Annotated in this window: 19 protein-coding genes; 13 read left to right on the forward strand and 6 right to left on the reverse strand. The window is 44.1% G+C overall.

All coding sequences use genetic code 11. The features are described from left to right. The first annotated feature begins 1 nt into the window (after position 1). Positions 2-376: a chorismate mutase gene (locus tag HDC91_RS18390; RefSeq protein WP_183554674.1), complete on the forward strand. Its 375-nt coding sequence runs from the start codon at positions 2-4 to the stop codon at positions 374-376. Between the two features lie 54 nt (positions 377-430). Here the strand turns inward: HDC91_RS18390 and HDC91_RS18395 are convergent, their stop codons facing one another. Both HDC91_RS18395 and HDC91_RS18400 read right to left on the reverse strand, forming a co-directional pair. After that, the gene (locus HDC91_RS18395; RefSeq protein WP_183554676.1) at positions 431-1,219 is read right to left on the reverse strand and encodes a hypothetical protein; all 789 of its coding nucleotides are present in this window, start codon (positions 1,217-1,219) and stop codon (positions 431-433) included. Positions 1,220-1,285: 66 nt separating this feature from the next. Continuing rightward, entirely contained in the window at positions 1,286-2,293 is a 1,008-nt protein-coding gene (locus HDC91_RS18400) for a chitinase (protein WP_183554678.1), read from the reverse strand. 93 nt (positions 2,294-2,386) lie between these two features. On the opposite strand from HDC91_RS18400, the gene HDC91_RS18405 reads away from it, so the two are divergent. Both HDC91_RS18405 and HDC91_RS18410 read left to right on the forward strand, forming a co-directional pair. Then, complete coding sequence (locus HDC91_RS18405; RefSeq protein ID WP_183554679.1) at positions 2,387-2,935, forward strand: cob(I)yrinic acid a,c-diamide adenosyltransferase; 549 nt, start codon at positions 2,387-2,389, stop codon at positions 2,933-2,935. Between the two features lie 85 nt (positions 2,936-3,020). Next, positions 3,021-3,242 carry a DUF2795 domain-containing protein gene (locus tag HDC91_RS18410; protein ID WP_002996718.1) on the forward strand — a complete coding sequence of 74 codons (222 nt, stop codon included), beginning with the start codon at positions 3,021-3,023 and terminating at the stop codon, positions 3,240-3,242. A gap of 61 nt (positions 3,243-3,303) precedes the next feature. On the opposite strand, the gene HDC91_RS18415 is transcribed toward HDC91_RS18410, so the two are convergent. After that, positions 3,304-5,694, reverse strand: a complete 2,391-nt coding sequence (locus tag HDC91_RS18415; protein ID WP_183554681.1) for an ABC transporter permease — start codon at positions 5,692-5,694, stop codon at positions 3,304-3,306. Positions 5,695-5,932: 238 nt separating this feature from the next. Here HDC91_RS18415 and HDC91_RS18420 point away from each other — a divergent pair, with 238 nt between their 5' ends. Both HDC91_RS18420 and HDC91_RS18425 read left to right on the forward strand, forming a co-directional pair. Continuing rightward, entirely contained in the window at positions 5,933-6,079 is a 147-nt protein-coding gene (locus tag HDC91_RS18420) for a lmo0937 family membrane protein (RefSeq protein WP_183554683.1), read from the forward strand. Positions 6,080-6,204: 125 nt separating this feature from the next. Next, positions 6,205-6,351 carry a lmo0937 family membrane protein gene (locus tag HDC91_RS18425; RefSeq protein ID WP_162432918.1) on the forward strand — a complete coding sequence of 49 codons (147 nt, stop codon included), beginning with the start codon at positions 6,205-6,207 and terminating at the stop codon, positions 6,349-6,351. 30 nt (positions 6,352-6,381) lie between these two features. On the opposite strand, the gene HDC91_RS18430 is transcribed toward HDC91_RS18425, so the two are convergent. Further along, on the reverse strand, positions 6,382-7,101 hold the full coding sequence (locus HDC91_RS18430) for a 2-C-methyl-D-erythritol 4-phosphate cytidylyltransferase (protein ID WP_183554685.1): 720 nt from the start codon (positions 7,099-7,101) through the stop codon (positions 6,382-6,384). 100 nt (positions 7,102-7,201) lie between these two features. Beyond that, positions 7,202-8,251: a tRNA preQ1(34) S-adenosylmethionine ribosyltransferase-isomerase QueA gene (gene queA, locus HDC91_RS18435; RefSeq protein ID WP_162432916.1), complete on the reverse strand. Its 1,050-nt coding sequence runs from the start codon at positions 8,249-8,251 to the stop codon at positions 7,202-7,204. A 199-nt stretch (positions 8,252-8,450) separates the two neighbouring features. On the opposite strand from queA, the gene HDC91_RS18440 reads away from it, so the two are divergent. Continuing rightward, a complete protein-coding gene (locus tag HDC91_RS18440) occupies positions 8,451-9,698 on the forward strand; it encodes an ABC transporter permease (protein ID WP_183554687.1) in 1,248 nt (415 codons plus the stop codon). Between the two features lie 157 nt (positions 9,699-9,855). Here HDC91_RS18440 and HDC91_RS18445 read toward each other — a convergent pair whose 3' ends face one another. Next, positions 9,856-13,140 carry a PAS domain S-box protein gene (locus HDC91_RS18445; protein WP_183554689.1) on the reverse strand — a complete coding sequence of 1,095 codons (3,285 nt, stop codon included), beginning with the start codon at positions 13,138-13,140 and terminating at the stop codon, positions 9,856-9,858. Positions 13,141-13,286: 146 nt separating this feature from the next. Here HDC91_RS18445 and HDC91_RS18450 point away from each other — a divergent pair, with 146 nt between their 5' ends. The 7 genes from HDC91_RS18450 to tig all read left to right on the forward strand — a co-directional run bounded on the left by HDC91_RS18450 (position 13,287) and on the right by tig (position 22,147). Then, positions 13,287-14,576: a citrate synthase gene (locus HDC91_RS18450; protein ID WP_183554696.1), complete on the forward strand. Its 1,290-nt coding sequence runs from the start codon at positions 13,287-13,289 to the stop codon at positions 14,574-14,576. Positions 14,577-14,782: 206 nt separating this feature from the next. After that, positions 14,783-16,675 (forward strand): ATP-dependent DNA helicase RecQ, encoded by a 1,893-nt coding sequence (locus HDC91_RS18455; RefSeq protein WP_183554699.1) that lies wholly within the window; start codon positions 14,783-14,785, stop codon positions 16,673-16,675. A gap of 203 nt (positions 16,676-16,878) precedes the next feature. After that, positions 16,879-17,487 carry a GIN domain-containing protein gene (locus tag HDC91_RS18460; protein WP_162432911.1) on the forward strand — a complete coding sequence of 203 codons (609 nt, stop codon included), beginning with the start codon at positions 16,879-16,881 and terminating at the stop codon, positions 17,485-17,487. A 700-nt stretch (positions 17,488-18,187) separates the two neighbouring features. Beyond that, positions 18,188-18,793, forward strand: a complete 606-nt coding sequence (locus tag HDC91_RS18465; protein WP_183554700.1) for a GIN domain-containing protein — start codon at positions 18,188-18,190, stop codon at positions 18,791-18,793. A gap of 109 nt (positions 18,794-18,902) precedes the next feature. After that, complete coding sequence (locus tag HDC91_RS18470; RefSeq protein ID WP_183554702.1) at positions 18,903-19,625, forward strand: head GIN domain-containing protein; 723 nt, start codon at positions 18,903-18,905, stop codon at positions 19,623-19,625. An 89-nt stretch (positions 19,626-19,714) separates the two neighbouring features. After that, complete coding sequence (locus tag HDC91_RS18475; RefSeq protein ID WP_183554704.1) at positions 19,715-20,716, forward strand: cytochrome c; 1,002 nt, start codon at positions 19,715-19,717, stop codon at positions 20,714-20,716. A gap of 81 nt (positions 20,717-20,797) precedes the next feature. Next, complete coding sequence (gene tig / locus HDC91_RS18480) at positions 20,798-22,147, forward strand: trigger factor (RefSeq protein ID WP_183554706.1); 1,350 nt, start codon at positions 20,798-20,800, stop codon at positions 22,145-22,147. Positions 22,148-22,374 lie beyond the last annotated feature (227 nt).

Raw genomic sequence — 22,374 nt, forward strand, 5'->3', positions numbered from 1 at the left:
AATGGCTGCCGGATATTTTAAATATACACTGCTTTTAACCTGGTTATGTTTAATTAGTTATTCATCTGCATGGGCACAGGCTAAAAGCACCGAGGTTATAAACCAGGAGCTTAGTCAAAGCCGCAAGAAGATAGACTCGCTTGACAAGTTGCTGATTGAGGTGCTGGGCAGCAGGCAGCGCGTGGTTCAGGAAATCGGCGTTTATAAAAAAAAGAACAATGTGCCGCCGCTGCAGCCGGCGCGGTTTAAACAGGTTGTTGATAAAGCAATTGCAGCCGGCGCTAAAGAAGGCTTATCTGCCGAATTTGTTACTGAATTAATGAACGCCATACATAAAGAAAGCCTGCGCATGGAGGGGGATACCACCAGGCATTAGTAACAGCAACAAGTAAAAGATGACCGCTTTAAATCCGGTGCTCTTTTTTAATTTTTATTCCCACCATTTAGCGTTTTCTACCTGTTTTGCTTTGGCAGACAAAGCGGTGTTGTTATAAGCATCATGGACAGTTTGCCAGCCTGCCGAAAGGTATTTATCAGCAGGAGAAAATTCGCCCGCGCCTATATCAAGCGCCTCGGCGTAGGGTATACGGTAATCACCCCAGTTACATATTTTAATCAGTTTTTTATTATGGCTTATCCATTGGCCAACAAACTGATTATTTGCATAACCATCCGCATTCTTATCAATATCATCGTAATGCACGCCGTTGTTTTTATCAAGATAAAAGCCAGAACGGAATGTCCCTTTAAATACGCCGGCGTGTTCCTGTGTAGCCGCTTCTCCCAAATTATAGGTTCCGATCAACAGATATTGACCTTTAATGCCTTTGCCTTTTAACTCGTCATCCACTCCGTAAGATGTTTGCTTGTATTTGCGGATGTTTGTTATCGTAATAATGCCCTTAAAATCATCAATGTTATTCTTAACCATCGATTTGCCGTAAACCTGGTAAATATAAGGCGACCGGGGGGCTTTTGTTATAGAGATGATCTTTAACCTGATGCGCTGAAAATTATCGCCAATAAAACCATATACAAAAGCATTATTCGTTACCGTAAACAGCTTTGAATAATCGTAACGGATAAGTTTGCTTTTCAGTTCCGTTGGCGACAGGCGCGTGTTACTCAAATTTTCCTTACTGAATTTTTCCGCTTCGGTTTGCGCGACAACAACTGTCAGCTGGCACGCTATTAAAATGGTGAGCAGGACTTTTTTCATTGTGATGGTTTGTATGATAAAGATATACAATTTCCAACAGGTTTAAGTGCTCACGATTTACTGCTTTTAATACTTATATGGCTCCATTTTGCCGCAGCTGCAGGCGCAGTTAGGGTCTGCTACACCCAATTTTTTCAGGAAGAACTGGTAAAAACCAATACGGTCTTTCATACTGTAGTTATCGTCGCCTTTGTTGCATTCCAGGTCGCCGTTTATGATATTTATGGTCATGCCAAAGCCGGGGGTGCGGCCTTTGGCTTTATCAATGGCATTTGGCTGCCACTTGCCCGTCATAACATCATGGGCCGACGGTTTGTGGGTTTCGGGCGTCATCCAAAAGTATATAGCTGTTTTAAAGGCCACAACAGGGTCGGTTTCTACCAGTCCCGGGTTATTCAGCAGTACCTTTTTATCGCCGAAGATACAATCAGAAGCGTAACCATAGTTGCCATTGTAGCTTATCTGCATCGGGCCGCGGCCATAATACTTTTGCCCTTTAACCGGTGGGTACTCATCACTATCGCTGATATAAACATTATTGGTGTTATCCTCGTGCAGCAGCATCAGGCCATCGGTATAGCTTTCGTTGCGGCCGTGGCGGGTTTCGTGTGCTATTTGCGCAAAAAAAGCCGCCAGTTCGCGTTTGTTGCCAACAGCGTCTTTTTCGGTGCAAAAGTTACCATAGTCAACCGTATAGGTGCTGTCGGGCTTGGCTTTAGCCCATTCCTCGTTCCAGTCGGCATCCTGCCTAACGGTGGTTGCCTTTCCGGTAGTTTTATCGGTACGGATGAACTGGTAAACAGATACGGCCCTGCGCGTTACCTGCACCTTTATTTGAGCCAGCTCGTTAACGGCCTGTATAAAGGCCCGGTAAGTATAAAACTTATCACGCTCAGGAAATAATGCGTTAAACTGCTGCTCGGTCAAAAACGCCGAAAAATCTGCCCTGGGCGCCGGGGCCTTGGCAACTGGCTGCCTGGTGTTACCGTTACCGTTGCTGCATTTAAAACTGAGTAGCGCCAAAGTAAATAAACATATAAGGGCGGCCCTGCCCGATGATATTATAGGTTTCATAGCTGTAAATTATATATTTGAACAAAACAACGCTACACAAGTTTAATACAATATGCTGAAACGCTGATACTTTTGTTAAATTGCCGCCACACCATGAAAATATATACTAAAACCGGCGATAAGGGTTATACATCGTTAATTGGCGGTACCCGTGTGCCGAAGCATCATTTAAGAATTGAAAGTTACGGCACGGTTGACGAACTGAACTCTTATATCGGCCTTATCCGCGATCAGGATATCAGCACGCATGATAAAGACCTGCTTAAGCAGATACAGGACAGGCTGTTTACCATTGGCTCGTCGCTGGCGGCCGACCCGGGGAAATCAAAAATGGTTATACCCGACCTGCACCCAGAGGATGTTGAGTTGCTGGAAAAAGAGATGGACAGGATGAACGAAACCTTGCCCGAGCTACGGCACTTTATATTACCGGGCGGGAGCAACACCGTATCGTACTGCCACATAGCGCGCTGTGTGTGTCGCCGGGCCGAGCGGTTATGTGTACACCTCGCCGGCGAAAGCACGGTTGATGAAAAGGTGAATATTTATCTTAACCGCTTAAGTGATTATCTTTTTACCCTGGCACGAATGGTGGCTTATCAACACAAAATACCTGAAAATCAATGGATACCAAGGGTTTGAAAATTTTACAAAAAAATATTGATAATCAATTTAAAAATATTATACTTTTGCGAAAAAGTAAAATTTACCAATTTAATATAAAAACATGTATTGGACACTTGAATTAGCATCGCACCTTGAAGATGCCCCCTGGCCGGCAACTAAAGATGAATTAATTGATTACGCCATACGTTCCGGAGCACCGGTTGAGGTTATCGAGAACCTGCAGGCGCTTGAAGATGATGGTGAGCCTTATGAAAATATCGAGGAGATATGGCCGGATTATCCAACCAAAGACGATTTCTTTTTTAATGAAGACGAGTATTAACACCCTTGATTCTTCCCGAAAATAATTGAAGGCCCTGCATGCAGGGCCTTATTTGTTTGCGCTACTCGGTACGTAAACTTTTAATAGGGTTAACAAGGGCGGTTTTAATTGCCTGTATACCTATGGTAACCGCTGCCACGCTGATTGCGGCCAGACCTGCAAGCGCAAACACCACCCAGCTAACCCCCGTATGGTAAGCAAAATCCTGCAGCCACACCTTCATTAGCCACCAGGCAACGGGCATAGCAATAACAATGGCTACAAAAACCAGTTTAACAAAGTTAAAAGATAAGGCAACTGCTATATTGCCTACGCCTGCGCCTAAAATTTTGCGTACGCCTATCTCCTTGGTACGCTGTTTTGCGGCATAGGCTGATAAACCCAGCAAGCCCAGGCACGCTAACGCGATCGCCATGCCTGCAAAAATGTTAAGCACCTTGCCCAAGCGGTTCTCAGACCGGTAAAGCCGGTTAAAATCATCATCCAGAAAATGGTATTCAAACGGGCGGTATGGTACTATGGTTTTCCATTTACTTTGCAGCGCGGTAACAGTTTCGGCAATGTTATGGCCGCTAAGCTTTACCAGCAGTGTGCCGCCGCGATTTTGCGGAAACAGCACTAATGGTTTTATAGCGGTATGCAGCGATTCGAAATGGAAGTTTTTGATCACCCCGGTTACAAAGCCCGGCCGCGACGCATCCAGGAACATACGTTTGCCAATGGCCTGCTCGGGTGTCCAGCCTAATTCGCGGGCAGCTGCTTCATTCAAAATAAAGTGAAACACGTTTTTCTCAAGGTCGTCATTCATTACATCCTTTACGTCTTGCCGGGTAAAATCCCTGCCAGCAATAAGCTGCAGGCCGGTGGTTTTGATAAACTCTTCATCAACATTGTTGGCTGTTACGGCTATTTGTTGATTTTCGGGCATAGTGGCCGACCGCATGTTATACCCGCTGCCTATATTTACCGGGGTATTATTACAAAGCGATACGCTTAATACGTTTTTATTTGCCTTTAGCTGTTCTTTAATGTAAGGCAGGTCGTTAAACATACGCTTCTCCATTGGCAACACCATTACATGGTCGCGGCTATAGCCAAGCTTTTTGTTTTGAATATAGTTTAACTGCTTTTGGATAATTACCGTTGCTACTACAAGCACTACCGAAATTGAGAACTGGAACACAATTAACGATTTACGAACCCACTGCCCCGAGCCGGAGTTTTTAAATGAGCCTTTTAAAACCTTAACCGGCTGAAAGTTTGACAGTATAAGCGCCGGGTAGCTGCCCGCCAGCAGGCTGACTACCACAATTAAACCTGTACAAGCCAGTATAAATGACGGCGACGCCAATGTGTTTACCTGCAGATGCTTATCTGTTAACTGGTTAAATACCGGCATAAGCAGGGCTGCGGCAACAATGCTCAGGATGGTTGCTATGATGCAAAACAAAACAGATTCGCCCATAAATTGCCAAAAAAGCTGCTTTTTACCTGCGCCTATAACCTTGCGCACGCCAACCTCTCGGGCACGTTCCATTGAGCGCGCTGTGCTTAAATTAACATAGGTAAAGCAGGCAATAGCCAATATCATTAATACCACCACCTCCAGTATATGTATATAAGTAATACTGCTGTTTGGCTCAAAGCCATCAAACTGCGAGTACAGGTGTATGCGGTTAAACGGCTCTAATGTAAAATTAACAGTTGCGCCCTGGCCGGCCATCTCCTTTTGCATAAAGGGCGCAATTTTTTGTTGTAACGGCGCAAATGAATGTTCGTTTTTGAGTAGCAAAAAAGTGGTGTAATTGGCATTCCAGTACGTTTTTTCTTTATCCGGGTTTAACGAGGAAAATGAAGCCAGCAGGTCAAATTTAATTTGCGAGTTTGACGGGCAGTCCTTCATCAGGCCGGTAACCTGGTACAAGCTGCTGTCAGACCCTACCTGCAATGTTTTACCAACCGGGTCGGCATCGCCGAAATATCTTTTAGCTGTAGATTGGGTGAGCACCACCTTTTTAGGGCCGTCAAGGGCGGTAGCTTTATCGCCCTTTAGCAGATCAAACGAGAACATATTAAAAAAGCCGCCGTCGGCAAACATAAAGTTCTTCTCGTTTATCAGCTTATTGTTGTACTGTACCAGTATCGGGTAGCTCGCCATCCTAACCGCCTCGCTTATCTCCGGGAAGGTTTGCTTAAATACCGGCGCTACGCTGGAACTGGTAAAGTTCCCTTTTTTTGATTCGCTGCCGCCGTCAAACTTGTACTCCATTATAACGCGGGCAATGCGCTTGCCGTTAAGCTGAAAGTTATCATAGTTTAACTCGTGCTGTATGTACAAGCCAATAAGCAGGCAGCACGTTAGCCCTATGGTTAACCCAAATATATTGATACCCGCAAAGGCTTTATTTTTCCGGATATTGCGAAAGGCGATTTTAAAGTAATTCTTAATCATAGCGTATATTGTAGTTATTATTAAACACAAACCGGCAATTACCGTATATTTTACGCTAAGTAAATGCCAAACATGTAAATATTTAATATCCAATAAATTACGAATATTTATAGCTAAAAAACGTTCGGTTTTGATACAAAGGGATGTACGTTTATAGCTGTGCCGGCATACCAACCCCTTTTTGGAATGATTTTAGCATAATACCTGTAACATTTACTTAAACATAAAAACATTAATAATGAGAGGCTTATTGTACATTATTGCAGTTATCCTGGTGATAGGATGGGCATTCGGATTTTTCTACGCAGGTTCTACAGGTATTATTCACATCCTGCTGGTAATAGCTGTCATAGCGTTGCTTTTAGGGTTGATAAGAAGAGCGTAAGAACGTTGCAGATATTTGTAAAAAAACATCCCGGGCAACCGGGATTTTTTTATGCGAAAACTTTTTTTACCAACGGTGGTTTAATATTAAACATCTATTTAAACATTAACTAAACACACAACATTATGAGAGGCTTATTGTACATCATCGCGGTAATTTTGGTAATAGGATGGATCTTCGGGTTCTTTGTTAACCATGCCGGCGGTTTAATTCACATTTTATTGGTAATAGCGGTTATCGCTTTACTGTTAGGCGTTATCAGAAGAGCCTGATAATTTTTTGTGACATATTACAGCCATCAGCTAAAACTGATGGCTTTTTTTGTTTATGAGTGCTTCGGCAATAACGATATCCTCGGGGAAGGTGATCTTGATATTGCTGTAGCTGCCCGGTATCAGTTTAATGGCAACACCGCTTTGCTCTACTACCGAAGCATCATCTGTAAACGCATCTTGATAAGGCTGTTGATAAGCCTTCTTAAGTAAATTTGACTGAAACGTTTGAGGGGTTTGCACCAGGTATATACGCTCGCGATCTAAAGCGGCAGATACCCCCGCGTTTATCTGCCGTATGGAGTCGCGGCTTTTAACGGCCGTTACCGCGGTGCCATTTTCGGCGGCGCATTGGTAAGCCTCATTTATGATATCGCTACTTACAAGGGGGCGTACGGCATCATGTACGGCAATTAAAGCATCATGATCGCTAATGGTATCAACCGCGTTCTTAACGGAATCGAAACGGGTTTGGCCGCCCGAAATGATGGTATGCGGAATGGTGAAGTTATGATTATCGCAAAGGCTGGCCCAGGTGCTGTGGTAGTCTGCGTGCAATGCCAGTATAATTTGAGGCGATGAACCGCTATCGTAAAAGGCCCTGATGGTATGCATTAACACAGGTAGCCCGCAAAGCTCTATAAATTGTTTAGGCAATGCCGACCGCATCCGACTGCCAGATCCCCCGGCTACAATGATAGCGTAGAATTTCGGATTTCGGATTTCGGATTTCGGATTTGAGAATTGCATCTGCGGCTAATTTACAATTTGATAAGCAAAAAAAATGTCATTCCGGTTAGAATGACATTTTGTATGATAAATCAGAAATTGAAACTTCGAGATCCGATGCTTAAATGATCAGCATCGCGTCGCCATAACTATAGAAACGATATTTTTCTTTTACCGCTATCTCATAAGCGTTCATCACATTTTCGTAACCGCCAAAAGCGCTTATCATCATCAGCAAGGTTGACTCGGGCGTGTGGAAGTTAGTAATCATAGAGTTGGCAATGCTAAAATCGTATGGCGGGAAAATGAACTTGCTGGTCCAATCGTTTGCGGCTTTCAGCGTTTTACCAGCCGATACGGCGGATTCAACAGCGCGCATTGATGTGGTACCTACCGCGCAAATACGGCTTTTGCGTTCAATAGCACGGTTTACAATATTAGCCTGCTTCTCTTCTATAATAAACTGCTCAGAGTCCATTTTGTGCTTGGTCAAATCTTCAACCTCAACCGGGCGAAAGGTGCCTAAGCCTACATGCAGGGTAACTTCGGCAAACTCAACGCCTTTTAGTTCAAGGCGTTTCATTAGTTCGCGGCTAAAGTGCAGGCCCGCGGTAGGGGCGGCAACCGCGCCCTCGTGCTTGGCAAATATGGTTTGGTAGCGTTCTTTATCTTCCGCGGTAGCCTTCCGTTTTATATATTTTGGAAGTGGGGTCTCGCCCAGTATCTCTACGTTACGGCGAAACTCCTCGTCGGTACCATCAAACAAAAAGCGTATGGTACGGCCGCGCGATGTGGTGTTATCAACAACCTCGGCAATTAGCAAGTCGTCGTCGCCAAAATAAAGTTTATTGCCCACACGTATTTTACGGGCCGGGTCAACCAGTACATCCCAAAGGCGTAGTTCCTTGTTCAGTTCGCGCAATAAAAATACTTCAATGGTAGCGCCGGTTTTTTCTTTGTTACCATACATACGCGCCGGGAATACTTTTGTATTGTTCAGGATCATCACATCCTTATCGTCAAAGTAATCTAAAACATCTTTAAATATTTTATGCTCAATTTTGCCCGAATCGCGGTGTAGAACCATTAAACGTGATTCGTCACGGGTGTCTGCTGGAGAATGTGCAATTAATGATTCGGGTAGATTGAATTTAAATTGAGATAATTTCATGCTTATATATATGAATTTTCAGGGCGCAAATGTACGGATTTTTTGTTATTTTTAACGATTTTTTTTAGTATGACCGCCCGGTTACCATTAAAATCAAAAATAACTGTAACTTAACTGCTTTAACACCGTCTAACCAATACTGTTTTCGGGCAAGCTAAAAATCAATTGGCCGGTACACCGGGTTACATCAAAATAGCGTATGATATTACTAAAACTTATCCGTGAAAGCTTCCTGTTCGCCTTTGATGCGCTCAGGCAAAACAAGCTGCGCACCATGCTGTCGTTATTGGGTGTAACCATCGGTATATTCACCATTATAGCGGTGTCATCCGCAGTGGATACCCTGCGTAACAACCTGCAAAAAAGCGTTGATAAACTTGGTAGTAACAGCATTTATGTGCAGAAGTGGCCATGGGTTGGCGAGGATAATTTTCCGTGGTGGAAATACATGCAAAGGCCTGTACCCAAGCTGCGCGATTTTGAACAACTAAGCCGCCGCAGCCAAACCGCCAAGGCCCTGTCATACGAAATTAGCATCGATAACCGTACAGTTAAATATAAAAGCAACACGGTTGACGGGGCGCAAATTGATGCCGTATCCCACGATCATGATAAAACATGGAACTTCAACTTCCAGGACGGGCGGTACTTTACCGAGATCGAATCGCGTACGGGAGCCCCGGTTACCATAATTGGCGCCGATATAGCCGATGCACTTTTTCCTGACGGTACCGGTGTGGGCAAGCAAATTAAGATCATGGGCCGCAAGGTTACCATTATTGGCGTATTTAGCAAAGAAGGTAAAGATATGCTGGGTATAACCAGCGATAACGAAATATTGCTGCCGCTTAATTTTGCCAAAAACGTGATTGATATTGAAAGCGAACGGTACAACCCCCAGATAGTTGTGCGCGGGCACGATAACCTGAGTGATGTTGAAGTAGAAAGCGAGGTGAGAGGCTTAATGCGTTCCATTCACAGTATACGCCCGGGAGACGAGGATGATTTTTCGCTTAATAAATCAACAATTTTAACCAACCAGCTCGATCAGCTTTTTGGTATCATAAACAAAGGGGGCTTTATTATCGGCTTTTTCTCGGTACTGGTAGGTGGTTTTGGTATTGCCAATATTATGTTCGTATCGGTAAAAGAGCGTACCAACATCATCGGCATACAGAAATCACTGGGCGCAAAAAATTATTTTATACTCCTGCAGTTTTTGATAGAAGCTATCGCGTTATGCCTGATGGGTGGTTTTATTGGCCTGTTTTTGGTTTATCTTGGCACACTGGGCGTGAAGGCCGCGGCCGATATACAGGTAGTGCTCGATATCAGCAATATCACTTATGGCATTGGCATATCGGTTACCATAGGTATGTTATCCGGTATTATCCCGGCTTACTTCGCATCAAGGCTCGACCCGGTGGAGGCTATACGTACCAATTAAAAGGAAATCGTTTTTAACCTGCGTTTGTCGAAGACCTGCGCGCTGGCTAATGGTTAAACAGCCGGGCACCATGACAGAAGGTGAGCCATTTTGAGCTTGCCGAAGATTTATACATACTGTAAATGGTTCGGTCGACTCATCAGAAACCTATGTTTGATCAGGCGTTCAGTTCATCGTCAGCTACCGCTGCCTTGTAGTACTTAAATACCTTACCGAACAATACATCGGGCACAAATGGTTTGGTCAGGTAATCGCACATGCCGGCTTCAAAGGCTTTGCTATGTGTTTCGGGCATGGCATCGGCGGTAAAGGCTATTATTGGTAAATCGGGGTAGCTTTGTTTGATAATGCCGGTAGCCTCAAACCCATCCATCACCGGCATTTGCAGGTCCATAATGATCATATCATAAGCCCTGGCGTTTGCCATGTCAACCGCTATCCGGCCGTTCATAGCCTCATCCACATCGGCGTTCCATTTTCTGAGGAATTTAGACGCTACCATCAGGTTCATTTTGTTATCATCAACAACCAAGATGGCCATACCGCTAAGGTCTGGCGGCAGCAAAGTGCCCGGGTGCGCAGTCGCCGCGGGGGCAAGTTCTGCAACTGTAGGCGCTGGCGTAAAATGAATGCTAAAGGTAAACGTTGTGCCTTTACCAACCTCGCTAAACACCTGTATAGTGCTTTGGTAAAGTTCTACAAGCCGCTTGGTTATGGCCAGGCCAAGACCCGTGCCGCCGTAGCTATACGTAGTAGTTTGGGGCCCTTGTATAAACGGATCGAACATAACGGGGATGTTTTCGGCAGGTATGCCAATACCCGTATCGGCCACCGCGAATTTTACCATCACCCCGTCACCGGTAAGCTGCTCTTCTTTTTCAACTTTTATGGTCACCTTGCCCTCGTTCGTAAACTTAACCGCGTTGCTTACCAGGTTTATCAGTATCTGTCCCAGCCGTATCTGATCGCCCATTAAAAATTCAGGAATGGTTTCGTCAACCGTTAGTTCAATATCCAGGTTTCTTTCAACTGCTTTAGCGTAAAACGATTGCCTGATATTTTGCGTTAGCTGGTGTATGTTAAACGGCACGTTACTTAGCTGCAGTTTGCCGGCCTCTATTTTATTATAATCTAAAATATCATTGATAATGGCCAGCAGGTTTTCGCTGCTAAATTTTAATGTGTTGAGATATTCAAGCTGCTCGGGTTTGGGGTTTTCGTCTAAAAGCAGGTTGGTTGTGCCAATAACCGCGTTCATAGGCGTACGTATCTCGTGGCTCATGATAGACAGGAACTCCGATTTAAAATGCGAAGAACGTTCAGCCTGTTCTTTAGCTGATATCAGTTCCTGCCTTACCTTTTGCTGTATGGTTATATCTTCGCCAATGCTGGTGGTCTCCTTAATTTTGCCGTTTTCATCATAACTAACCGTATTTTGCCAGCTTATAATGCGCAGTTCGCCATTGCGGCAAATAATAGGATTTACATAATGCGCCCGTATGGAGTTGTTTTTGAACCATCCGTTAAGTATATCGCGATGTTCATCGGCGACAAAATGTTCCATCCAGTTCATGCCCAGTATTTCCATCTGGCTGTATCCAAGCAGGGTTGCCAGGTACTTATTGCAAAATATAACACGTCCGTCGGCATCTAAAGATATTGCCGCCAGCTTTATGGTTTCAAGTACCAGCCGGTATTTATTCTCGGTACGGCGGTAATCAATTTCTGCTTGTTTGCGCTGGGTGATATCCTGCAGGGTGCCAATAATTTTGCGTACGGTCCCATCTTCGCGGTACATTAATTTGCCGGTGATAACACTAATGTGCTTAATGTTGCCCTTTGGCGTTATAATGCGGTACTCGTACGAAGTGCCGCTGTTATCCGCATTTTGAAACAGGTGTTTTACAATATACTTATCATCAGGATGGATATAATCTAACAGCAGCCGGCCAAAGCGCGATATTGCGCCATTGCTGCTGCTTACTTCATAAATGGAGTTTACCTCGTCGCTCCAGGCAAGCATCTTGGTTGTGCTGTCCCATTTCCAATTGCCTATTTTCGCGATGGTTTGCGCCTCAAGTAACTCGGCCTGACTTATTTTTACGGCCTTTTCAGCGAGTTTGCTTTCGGTGATATCCTGTATTATGCCAAATACACGTTTTAGGAGGCCGTCTTTATCCTGCAACAGATCGCCCCGCAGCACCTTCAGGTATTTTAAATTGCCCTTTGGTGTGATGAATTTATGCTCCAGGCTATTCTCGGGTACCGAGTTGATGTTTGTAAAATAATTTAAAGCTTGCTCGTGGTCATCCGGATGCACCAGGCTCATGTAATACTCAAACCGGGTTAAGCCTTCGGGTGCGGCATCTATCTCTAATATCTTACATAAACTCTCCGACCAAAAGTTCTCTTTGGTTTCGCTATCGTACCACCAATTACCCGTTTTGGCGATATCCTGGGCCTGCAGTAAAAGGTTCTTATTTTCTATCAGCGCGTCAGCGTGTCGTTTTTGTTCGGAGATATCCGTAACAGAAATTGATATGCGCCCGGTGTATTTGCCTGTTACATCAACCACCGGCGATGCCTTGGCTAAAAACCAGCCGGGTTTGCCGTATATCGCTTCAAATTCTATTGAAGTGCTTTTATTGTGTTTTAATACATAATCGTAAACAACTAAAAACGGTTTAGCCCGGTCGGGGCCGATAGCTTCAACCAGGGTTTTGTTCAGAAACTGCCCGGCTTTTAAGTCGTCGGGGTTATCGGGGCCAAACCATACGTTTATGCAAGTGTGGTTTTCGTCGAATTCGAAAATGGTATCGTTTATGGAACTGATAAGCGCATGCAATTGCTGCTGGCTGTGGCGAAGCTTTTCTGCATTGGTTATTAGTGAGTTGTTTAGCTGAATAACGTTATTAACGGCCTTTTTAAACTGCATTTTATAAGCAAGCATTACCAAAAACCACACATAGGCTATAGTGGTAAAAACGCCTAATAAAATGAATAGCACACCGGGCGATATATCCAGTTTTGGCGCGGTATAATAGGCGGCTACCACCGCTATAATGTTTAAAATTGTGATACCTACAAATTCAAGGCGTTTTTTGCAGAACAGCGTTAATGCCACAAATATAGTTATTGAACTAAACACGTAAACATGTGCAAACCCGTTTACCCCCAGCAGCAAAAAATTGTTTACAAACAGGTATGAGCATATGGTAAAGTACACCATGCCTTTAAAAAATGCCTTATTATTGCCGTATGATAAACCCAGGGCCACCAGGCAAAAAGCGCAGTTTACCATGCGCAGCCAAAGCGGGTCGTAAGAGTTATGAAAACACAGGTAATGTAACGATGGGCTGGCTATTAATAAGCCTAATAAAATAAGCCTGTAGATAGTAATGTCGTTTTCAATTAACAGGAGCGCCTTATCTTTAAAAGACATATGTAGCAGGGGAATTTTTAATTACGCCAAACAATATTGGGGATTTAAACATAACTACTTAATAAGAATTTTACAAAGAGTAAATATATCTTAAAGGCTATTAATACGCAGATTTATTTACATTTGTTGCAAAACATATTTTTTCTATGTCTGAAACTGCACAATTAAAGATTGGTGATAAAACTTATGATTTGCCGGTTATAGAAGGTACCGAGGGCGAAAAGGCCATTGATATTTCTAAGCTTCGCGATCAGAGCGGGTACGTTACGTTAGATATTGGGTATAAAAATACCGGTGCAACCAAAAGCGCCATTACCTTTTTAGATGGCGAAGTAGGGATATTAAAATATCGTGGCTACAGCATAGAGCAACTGGCCGAAAAATCAACCTTTATTGAAGTTGCCTATTTGCTGATATACGGCAACCTGCCAACCGCCGAACAATTACAGGCGTTTGAGTTCGACATAAGCCACCATACCCTTGTACACGAGGATATGAAGAAGTTTTTTGATGGTTTCCCTTCGGGATCGCACCCTATGGGGCAGTTGTCATCGTTAATAGGGGCATTGGCTGCGTTTAACCCGGCATCATTAAAACAGGGCCTTACGGCAGAAGAGGTGAACCTCGAGATCATTAAGCTGATAGGTAAAATGAGCACGGTAGTATCCTGGATATACAAAAAATCGTTAGGGCACCCGGTTATTTACCCGCGCAATAAATTTGATTACGTAACCAACTTTATGCACATGACCTTTGGGCAGCGCACCGAGGATGTAGAGATAGACCCGGTTGTGGTAAGTGCCATGAACAAGCTGCTGATACTCCACGCCGATCACGAGCAAAACTGTTCAACATCAACCGTGCGGATAGTAGGCTCGTCAGATGCCAACCTTTACGCGTCTATATCGGCAGGGATATCTGCCCTTTGGGGCCCGCTGCATGGCGGCGCAAACCAGGCCGTAGTAGAAATGCTGCAAAAAATTAAGGAAGACGGGGGCGATACCGATAAATGGATAGCCAAAGCAAAAGATAAGAACGATCCGTTCCGCCTGATGGGTTTTGGCCACCGTGTTTACAAGAACTTTGACCCGCGCGCCAAGATCATTAAAAAAGCCTGCGACGATATCCTTGAGAAATTAGGCGTTCAGGACGAAACACTTGCCATAGCCAAAAAGTTAGAAGAGGTAGCCCTGAACGATCCGTACTTTGTACAACGCAAGCTTTACCCTAATGTGGATTTTTATTCGGGCATTATATACACCGCGCTTGGTTTCCCTACAGATATGTTCACCGTATTATTTGCTTTGGGCCGCCTGCCCGGGTGGATAGCTCAATGGAAAGAGATGAAAACCAACAAAGAACCTATTGGCCGTCCGCGCCAGATATATGTGGGCGAAACTAACAGGGATTATATTAGTATCAAGGATAGAAAATAGAGTTGCTTCGGGTTTACTCACCCCGACCATGCTACGCTGGTCGACCCTCTCTCCGCAAGCGCAAAGAGGAGGAGTGAAAAGTGAAACCCTCTTTGCGTAGCACAGAGGGGTAGAGCGAAGCAACCGCCGGGTGAGTAAATAATGGCCGCCCAAAAATATTTTAAATTTAAAGCCCGCCACACGACGGGCTTTTTTGGTAAAACTGAATGACGCCACGCGAGCTATTAAAACAATATTGGGGACACGACAGCTTCCGGCCGTTGCAGGAGGAGATCATCGATTCTGTATTGCAGGGTAGGGATACCCTGGCCTTGCTGCCTACCGGTGGGGGTAAATCGGTGTGTTTCCAGGTGCCTGCGCTGGCTACGGACGGTATATGTATAGTGGTGTCGCCCCTTATTGCGCTCATGAAAGACCAGGTAGAGAACCTGAAAACAAAGGGGATCCAGGCAATGGCTATTGTATCGGGCATGGGCAGGCGCGAAGTGGATATAGCGCTTGATAATTGCGTTTATGGCGCGGTGAAATTTCTATACCTATCGCCCGAGCGACTGCTGTCAGAATTGGTGCGCGAACGGATCAAATACATGAAGGTGGCCCTTTTCGCGGTTGACGAGGCGCACTGTATTTCGCAATGGGGGTATGATTTCCGCCCATCGTACCTGCATATTGCCGATCTGCGCGCACTGCACCCAAATGTACCCGTACTGGCTTTAACCGCAACGGCTACCGCCGAAGTAAGGCTGGACATACAGGAAAAGCTGTTGTTTAAAAACAGTATTGTTTATCAGCAAAGTTTTGAACGTAAGAATTTAAGGTACGTGGTGCAAACTACAGAAGATAAGCTACGTAAACTGCTTGATGTTGCCAAAGGCATCGGGGGTAGCGGCATTGTATATGTACGCAGCCGTAAAGAGGCCTTCGAGATAGCGAAATTTTACCGGCAGAATCATTTTCAGGCAGATTATTACCATGGAGGCTTACCCGCCGACGAGCGTTCGGAAAAACAGGACGCCTGGAAAAGCAACCGCACACGTATAATTGTGGCTACTAATGCCTTCGGGATGGGTATTGATAAACCTGACGTAAGGTTTGTGATACATAAAGATATGCCGGATAGCCTTGAAGCCTATTATCAGGAAGCGGGCAGGGGAGGCCGCGACGAGAAAAGGGCATATGCAGTTTTACTGTACAACCCTGCCGACCGGATACGGCAGGAAAGCATGTTCCTCCGTAACTTTCCATCGGTAGCCGAAATAAAGCAGATATATCATTTTTTAGCCAATTATTGCCAGCTGGCTTATGATGCCGGCGAGGGTGCAAGTTTTGAGCTTGACCTGGGCGATTTTTGCAGCCGCTTTCAACTGGATGCGGTTAAAACGTTAAATGCCCTTAAATTTTTAGAACAGGACGAATACCTGGCCTTTAATGAAAGTGTATTTTTACCTTCTCGGTTCAGGTTTGAGGTATTGAATGAAGAACTGTATAATTTCCAGATACAAAACCCCGGGTGGGACCCATTCATCAAAACCCTGTTACGCTCGTACGGCGGCTCATTCGAAAATTATGTACGGATAAAGGAGTTTGATATTGCTAAACGTACCGGCATGAACACACAGCAGGTTATTGACGGCCTTAAGCAATTGCAGGATTTTAACCTGCTTAGTTACCTGCCCCAAACAGATAAGCCTCAAATAACCTGGATAAAAGCACGGCAGCACGCCAACAACCTGCATATTAACAAAGCCTTTATTGATCAGCGCAAAGCTACCTACCGCAAAAAAATGGAAGCCGTATTTGCTTATGCTGAACATAAACGCTGCCGCAGCCAAATGCTGCTGAGTTATTTCGACGAGCCGAACGCACCCAAATGCGGTGTATGTGATGTTTGCCTGGAAGAACGCAGCGAAAAGAACGCCGCCGAGATATTCGACGATATTACTAATGAGATAGCGCAGCTGCTAAGTACCGCCCCGCATACTATCGACGAATTGATAACCTCCCTGAAACTTGGCACAGAAAAAGAGAAGATAGAAACCATCCGCCTGCTGCTGGATGCGGGCAAGATCAAAACCGACGGCGGAAATTATTATTTGTAAGGTGTAACCTGCTGCCCTACCACCCTTTCTCAAAAAAAATTCCAGCCATTTCACCGTCATAAATCCGGCGTTTACCGACATAATTAGGGCGTACATCTATTAGGCCCAAAATTGCTGTAACGTTTTGTAACAGGTGGCGTCATATGGGTGTATTTAAAAATTATAAAAAATAATAAAGCACTCACAATCAAATAATAATAAAAATGAAAACTCAAATTTTAACCATAGCAACCATCTTCACATTAGCATTAGGTACTGTAGCATCAGCAAGCGCATCTGTTAAAAACAGCAGCGACGAAGCCAGCACCATTTTAACCAACGTTAGCAAGATCAACAAAATAGAAGTTCACGGAAATGTGGAGTTGTTTGTGTCAGATGGCGCTGCCGACCAGGTGAAAGTTTACAATAAATATTACGCCGAGAACGCATTGGTACAAAGCCAGAACGGCGTGTTGCGCATATCATCATACACCGATAAAAAATTAGTAGTTTGGGTAACCGCTAACGATCTGCAATCAATTGTGGTTAATGATAACTCTCAGGTTAAATCATTCGGAAACCTGGAGAAACTTGACCTGGAAGTAACGCTGAACAACAACGCGTCGGCCGACCTTAACCTTGAAGCTTACAAAGCAAGCATCACTGTAAACGACCGCGCCAAAGCTAATATCAGCGGTAACGTTAACGACTATGTGTTAAAGCAAGACCAGTCTGCAACAGTTAACCAAACTAACCTGGTTGCAGTAACCGGCAGCAAAACGGTAACCAATATGCCGGTTAAACCCCAACCATCAGAGTTGGCCATCCTGTAAGCTCTACTTTTGCAAAAGTTCAACATATATTTCTGGAGCCATCGCTAACGCGGTGGCTTTTTTTTGCCAAGCGCGGTGTTCTTTTGCACGCTGATACCGCGCAAAGCGTTCACGTTCGGCGCACGTGAACACTGTGAACACTTATGAACATCTGGTAATCAGATACTTAAAATTTCATGTACTGACATGATATCGCCACCAAAAATGACATGCTTATTTAGTATGCAAAATAGGGGCGAATACTTAACTGGTTTTTATGGGCGGCTGCAAACCTGGCGACCATTGGAATAAGGCCTTACCGGTATCTTTTCGCTTTGGTTAGTCGCGCACAGCAACGCGACGATTGATAAGTATGTATGCTTGTAGGTTGGTGGTGACAGCAAAAAGAGCGGGACCTGTGCGGAACAACCCAGTCTGCCTTTGCACATCCCGGCGGCACCCGCCCCAGGGAAGGGAAATCATATAACGTTCTAATACCAAATAACAACACCAACAAGGCAGACTGCCTGTTCCCGTCCTGTATCTTTATTTTAAAGTGTAAATCATTTTCACCGCCATTTTTCGCCCCTTTACCGACATTATCAGGTGTTGTGTCTAAAATACACTTATTGGCTGTAACGTTTCTTCGCGCGGTTCGTCATATCTATGTATTTAATAACATAACACAACTTATAGTATTCATAATCAAAATATTAATAAAATGAAAACAAAAATCTTAACCATGGCAGCCGTAATGATTATGGCAGTGGTAACCACAAAAAACACTTACGCAAACGTAAATAATAACAACAACGAAGAAGTAAGCACCGTTTTGAAAAACATCAGCAAGATCAACAAAATAGAGCTGCACGGAAATGTTGAACTGTTTGTATCTGACGGCACTGCCGACCAGGTGAAGGTTTACAATAAGTATTATGCCGAAAGCGCTTTGGTACAAAGCCAGAACGGCGTGTTGCGCATCTCATCATACAAAAACGAAAAGTTAGTGGTTTGGGTAACCGCAGCCGACCTGCACAACATCAGCGCTTATGACAATGCCGAAGTAAAAACATTTGGCCGTTTAGCAAGCCTTGAACTGGAAGTTAACTTGTACAACACCGCTTCTGCAGCGTTAAACTTAGAAGGTTACAAGGCCACCATAAATGTAAACGACAATGCTAAAGCAAATTTAACCGGCAGCGTAAACGATTATAACTTAAACTACACACAACCCCAAAACGTAATCCATACAAATTTTGTAGCCGTTACTGCTTCAAAAAGCCAGATACCTGCTAAAACAAAAGCAAACGAATTAGCAGGTTTATAAGCCGCTAATTTACCCATCATAAAAAAAGCCGTTACCATAATGGCTTTTTTTATTTTTAATGTAACTTCATACTCATAAACATCGTCACAATAACTAAAACCAAACTATTATGAAAACATCCGGTCTTAAAATATTAATCCTGTTAGCCGTGTCCGTTACAATTTTTTCGTCATGCCGCCGGTTCAGATGCGTCAAGGGTAACGGCAATGTAAAAACGGAAAGCCGTAAAATGGTAGATTTTAATAAGGTGGATATTTCGGGCGGGTATAAGGTTACGCTGAAACAGGATAGTTCCGAATCGGTGGTGATCAATACCGATGATAACCTTTTAAAGTATATCGAAACGAGTGTTGAAGGCGGCACCCTGCGTATACACAACCGCCGTAATATTTGCAGCAGCGGCGAAACTACTATTACTATAGGCGTAAAAAATCTGGAAAAGATAGGGGCATCGGGAGCGGTGGATATTACTGCAAACGGGCGTCTGAATGTAAAAGATCTTAGCTTCGACCTTTCGGGCTCAACCAAAATTGATATGGAGCTAAACGCGGCCAATGTTCGTACTGATGCCAGCGGATCGAGCGAGATATACCTGCGGGGCCAGGCTGCATCGCACGATGTGGATATGAGTGGGTCAGGCAAAGTTGAAGCGCTTGATTTTGTGGTAGGCAAATACAAAATAAGCACATCGGGTGCAAGCGAATGTAAAATTAATGTGCTGAACGAACTTGACGTGCATACCAGCGGCGCTTCGGATATATCGTACCGTGGTAACCCTTCAAAAGTAAACAACGATCAATCTGGCGCATCCTCCATCAAAAAAATAGATTAATGTTAAATATATTTGATTGACAATGTAACACATGGCGGCCAAAAGCCGTCATTGTTGCTTTAACAGTATTTATTATTACCAAACCTTACATGAAAAAGTTTAAAAAATGGGCGACCTACATCGCCATCTGTGTAGCGCTGTTTATTATTGCGGCTATATCATACGTATCATTGGCACTGCCAAATGTTGGCGAACCACAAAACATTAAAGTAGATGCAACCCCGCAGCGCATAGCGCGCGGCAAATACCTGGCAAATCATGTTGCGGTATGTATTGATTGCCACAGTACACGTAAATGGGATATATTTGCGGCCCCGATAGATACGGCTGTGATAGGAGCGGGCGGCGAAAAATTTGACTCCCGTATCAGTTTCCCGGGCGAGGTTTATGTACCAAATATTACCCCGGCAAATTTAAAAAGCTGGACCGACGGCGAACTGTACCGCGCCATTACAACAGGCGTTAAAAAAGACGGATCGGCTATATTCCCCATCATGCCGTGGCAATCATACTCAAAAATGGACCCGGAAGATGTTTACGATATTATTGCATACATCCGTACCCTGCAGCCGCATGCTGCCTCATATCCAAAACGTAAGCTCGATTTCCCGCTTAACCTGCTTGTAAATACGATGCCTAAAAAGGCTGAGCCAGGCAAAAGGCCGGCCGAAAGCGATACCCTCAAATATGGCGCGTACCTGGTAACAACTGCTGCCTGTGCCGAATGCCATACCAAAGCCGAAAAAGGCTCGCCGATACCGGGGATGGAGTTTGCCGGCGGTAACGAGTATGGCATGGGTAACGGCGCAACCCTGCGCGCGGCCAATATTTCGCCAGATAAAGAGACCGGCATAGGCAGCTGGACCAAAGAACAGTTTATCAGCAGGTTTAAACAGTTTGACAATAGTGCAATGAAACCTGTTGCGGTGAAACCGGGCGAGTTTCAAACCATTATGCCATGGTGGCGCTACAGTGGCATGAGCGAAACCGACCTGGGCGCCATATACGCTTACCTTAAAACGGTAAAGCCGGTAAAAAACAAGGTGAATAAATTTCAGGTTGACGCTACGGCCTCAATAAATCCAAAATAAATTCTTACTTTTGCGCCTCGAATTTTGTATGGCCGGAATGGCCGTATCGCAATGAATTTTAATTAATACCAGGCAAAAAAGATGAATATATCACAGGAAAAAATTGATAACCTGAATACCGTTGTTAAGATCAACATTAACCCCGAAGATTACCAGCCACGGGTTGAAAAAGCAATGAAGGACCATGCTAAAAAAGCAAAATTACCGGGTTTCCGCCCGGGAATGGTACCGGTTGGCCACATCAAAAAAATGTATGGTAAAAGCATTCTGGTTGACGAGATCAACAATATGTTATCAGATACCTTGAACAAATATTTAGACGAAGAAAAGCTTGAGGTATTGGGCCAGCCTTTACCAAAGGCCGACGATAACAAGGAGTACAACTGGGATTTTGCCGATAACTTTGAATTTAACTATGAAGTTGGTTTGGCGCCCGAGTTTGATATCGATTTTTCATCGAAGGATAATTTGCCGCAATATGTAATAAAAGTTGACGACGAGACATTAGAATCGCGCATTAAAAATATCCGTCGCAGCTATGGCAAAATGACAAATCCTGACGTATCGGCAGATGATGATGTACTTTATTCCGAATTAACGCAGCTTTCGCCGGATGGTTCTGTTTTTGAAGGAGGAAAAAGCAATACCACATCGGTGCGTTTAGACCAGATCAAAGACGAGAATATCAGAAAATCGTTGATAGGTTTAAAAAAAGGCGACGAACTGGTATTTGACATCAACAAGGCTTTTGATAACGATGCGGCTAAGGTTGCAGGCTTATTAAAAATTGAGGAAGATGAAGCGGCTGACTTAAAATCGAACTTTAAGTTAACGGTAAAAAATGTTAACCGTTTAGAAGAAGGCGATTTAAACCAGGAGTTCTTTGATAAATTATTTGGTGAAGGTGTAGTTACCGACGAGGCGGGTTTCAGGGCTAAGATTACCGAAGAACTGGAAATGATGATGACCCAGGATGCCGAGCGCAAACTGCAGGACGAGATATATAACTACAGCATTGGTAAGGTACAGTTTGAGTTACCTGATGCGTTTTTGAAACGCTGGTTAAAAGTAACCAACGAAAAACTGACCGACGAAGAGCTGGAAGGCGGTTATGCCGATTTTGCTAAAAACCTTAAATGGACCCTTATCGAAAATAAATTGATGAAGGATAACAACATCGATATTAAATACGAGGAGGTGTTTGATTTTGCAAAAGGAAGCTTAGACCAACAGTTCAGGATGTACAGCCCGCAGGCATTGAGCGAAGAGCAACTGGGCCAGTACACTGTACAGTACCTGCAAAACAAAGAAAATGCTAACAAGGTATTTGAACAGGTAAAAGCGCTAAAAGTATTTGATTACATTAAAAGCGTTATTACGCTTGATAAAAAAGAGATACTGTTCTCTGACTTTAACAAGCTTACTGCATAAACAGTAACAGTTTTAAATACCCATATTCACCAAAAGCATTTGCCGTAAGCAGATGCTTTTGTGTTATAGGGCCTCACCTAAGTCCTCGCCAAAGTAGAGGACTTTAAAGACAGTGAGTGTAGCGCTCTCCCTTAGAGAGGGCAGGGCGAGGCTTTTTTTTACTTTCATCAAACTAATTAGTTTAAAATCTATTCAACTAAAAACTATATTTATCGCGGGCAAGAGCC

This window comes from Mucilaginibacter sp. AK015, assembly GCF_014200785.1.
GTDB lineage: Bacteria > Bacteroidota > Bacteroidia > Sphingobacteriales > Sphingobacteriaceae > Mucilaginibacter.

Excerpts from the sequence above, each read along its gene's own strand:
- HDC91_RS18390 (WP_183554674.1), top strand. The coding sequence starts at position 2 with ATGGCTGCCGGATATTTTAAATATACACTGCTTTTAACCTGGTTATGT.
- HDC91_RS18395 (WP_183554676.1), bottom strand. The coding sequence starts at position 1,219 with ATGAAAAAAGTCCTGCTCACCATTTTAATAGCGTGCCAGCTGACAGTT.
- HDC91_RS18400 (WP_183554678.1), bottom strand. The coding sequence starts at position 2,293 with ATGAAACCTATAATATCATCGGGCAGGGCCGCCCTTATATGTTTATTT.
- HDC91_RS18405 (WP_183554679.1), top strand. The coding sequence starts at position 2,387 with ATGAAAATATATACTAAAACCGGCGATAAGGGTTATACATCGTTAATT.
- HDC91_RS18410 (WP_002996718.1), top strand. The coding sequence starts at position 3,021 with ATGTATTGGACACTTGAATTAGCATCGCACCTTGAAGATGCCCCCTGG.
- HDC91_RS18415 (WP_183554681.1), bottom strand. The coding sequence starts at position 5,694 with ATGATTAAGAATTACTTTAAAATCGCCTTTCGCAATATCCGGAAAAAT.
- HDC91_RS18420 (WP_183554683.1), top strand. The coding sequence starts at position 5,933 with ATGAGAGGCTTATTGTACATTATTGCAGTTATCCTGGTGATAGGATGG.
- HDC91_RS18425 (WP_162432918.1), top strand. The coding sequence starts at position 6,205 with ATGAGAGGCTTATTGTACATCATCGCGGTAATTTTGGTAATAGGATGG.
- HDC91_RS18430 (WP_183554685.1), bottom strand. The coding sequence starts at position 7,101 with ATGCAATTCTCAAATCCGAAATCCGAAATCCGAAATCCGAAATTCTAC.
- queA (WP_162432916.1), bottom strand. The coding sequence starts at position 8,251 with ATGAAATTATCTCAATTTAAATTCAATCTACCCGAATCATTAATTGCA.
- HDC91_RS18440 (WP_183554687.1), top strand. The coding sequence starts at position 8,451 with ATGATATTACTAAAACTTATCCGTGAAAGCTTCCTGTTCGCCTTTGAT.
- HDC91_RS18445 (WP_183554689.1), bottom strand. The coding sequence starts at position 13,140 with ATGTCTTTTAAAGATAAGGCGCTCCTGTTAATTGAAAACGACATTACT.
- HDC91_RS18450 (WP_183554696.1), top strand. The coding sequence starts at position 13,287 with ATGTCTGAAACTGCACAATTAAAGATTGGTGATAAAACTTATGATTTG.
- HDC91_RS18455 (WP_183554699.1), top strand. The coding sequence starts at position 14,783 with ATGACGCCACGCGAGCTATTAAAACAATATTGGGGACACGACAGCTTC.
- HDC91_RS18460 (WP_162432911.1), top strand. The coding sequence starts at position 16,879 with ATGAAAACTCAAATTTTAACCATAGCAACCATCTTCACATTAGCATTA.
- HDC91_RS18465 (WP_183554700.1), top strand. The coding sequence starts at position 18,188 with ATGAAAACAAAAATCTTAACCATGGCAGCCGTAATGATTATGGCAGTG.
- HDC91_RS18470 (WP_183554702.1), top strand. The coding sequence starts at position 18,903 with ATGAAAACATCCGGTCTTAAAATATTAATCCTGTTAGCCGTGTCCGTT.
- HDC91_RS18475 (WP_183554704.1), top strand. The coding sequence starts at position 19,715 with ATGAAAAAGTTTAAAAAATGGGCGACCTACATCGCCATCTGTGTAGCG.
- tig (WP_183554706.1), top strand. The coding sequence starts at position 20,798 with ATGAATATATCACAGGAAAAAATTGATAACCTGAATACCGTTGTTAAG.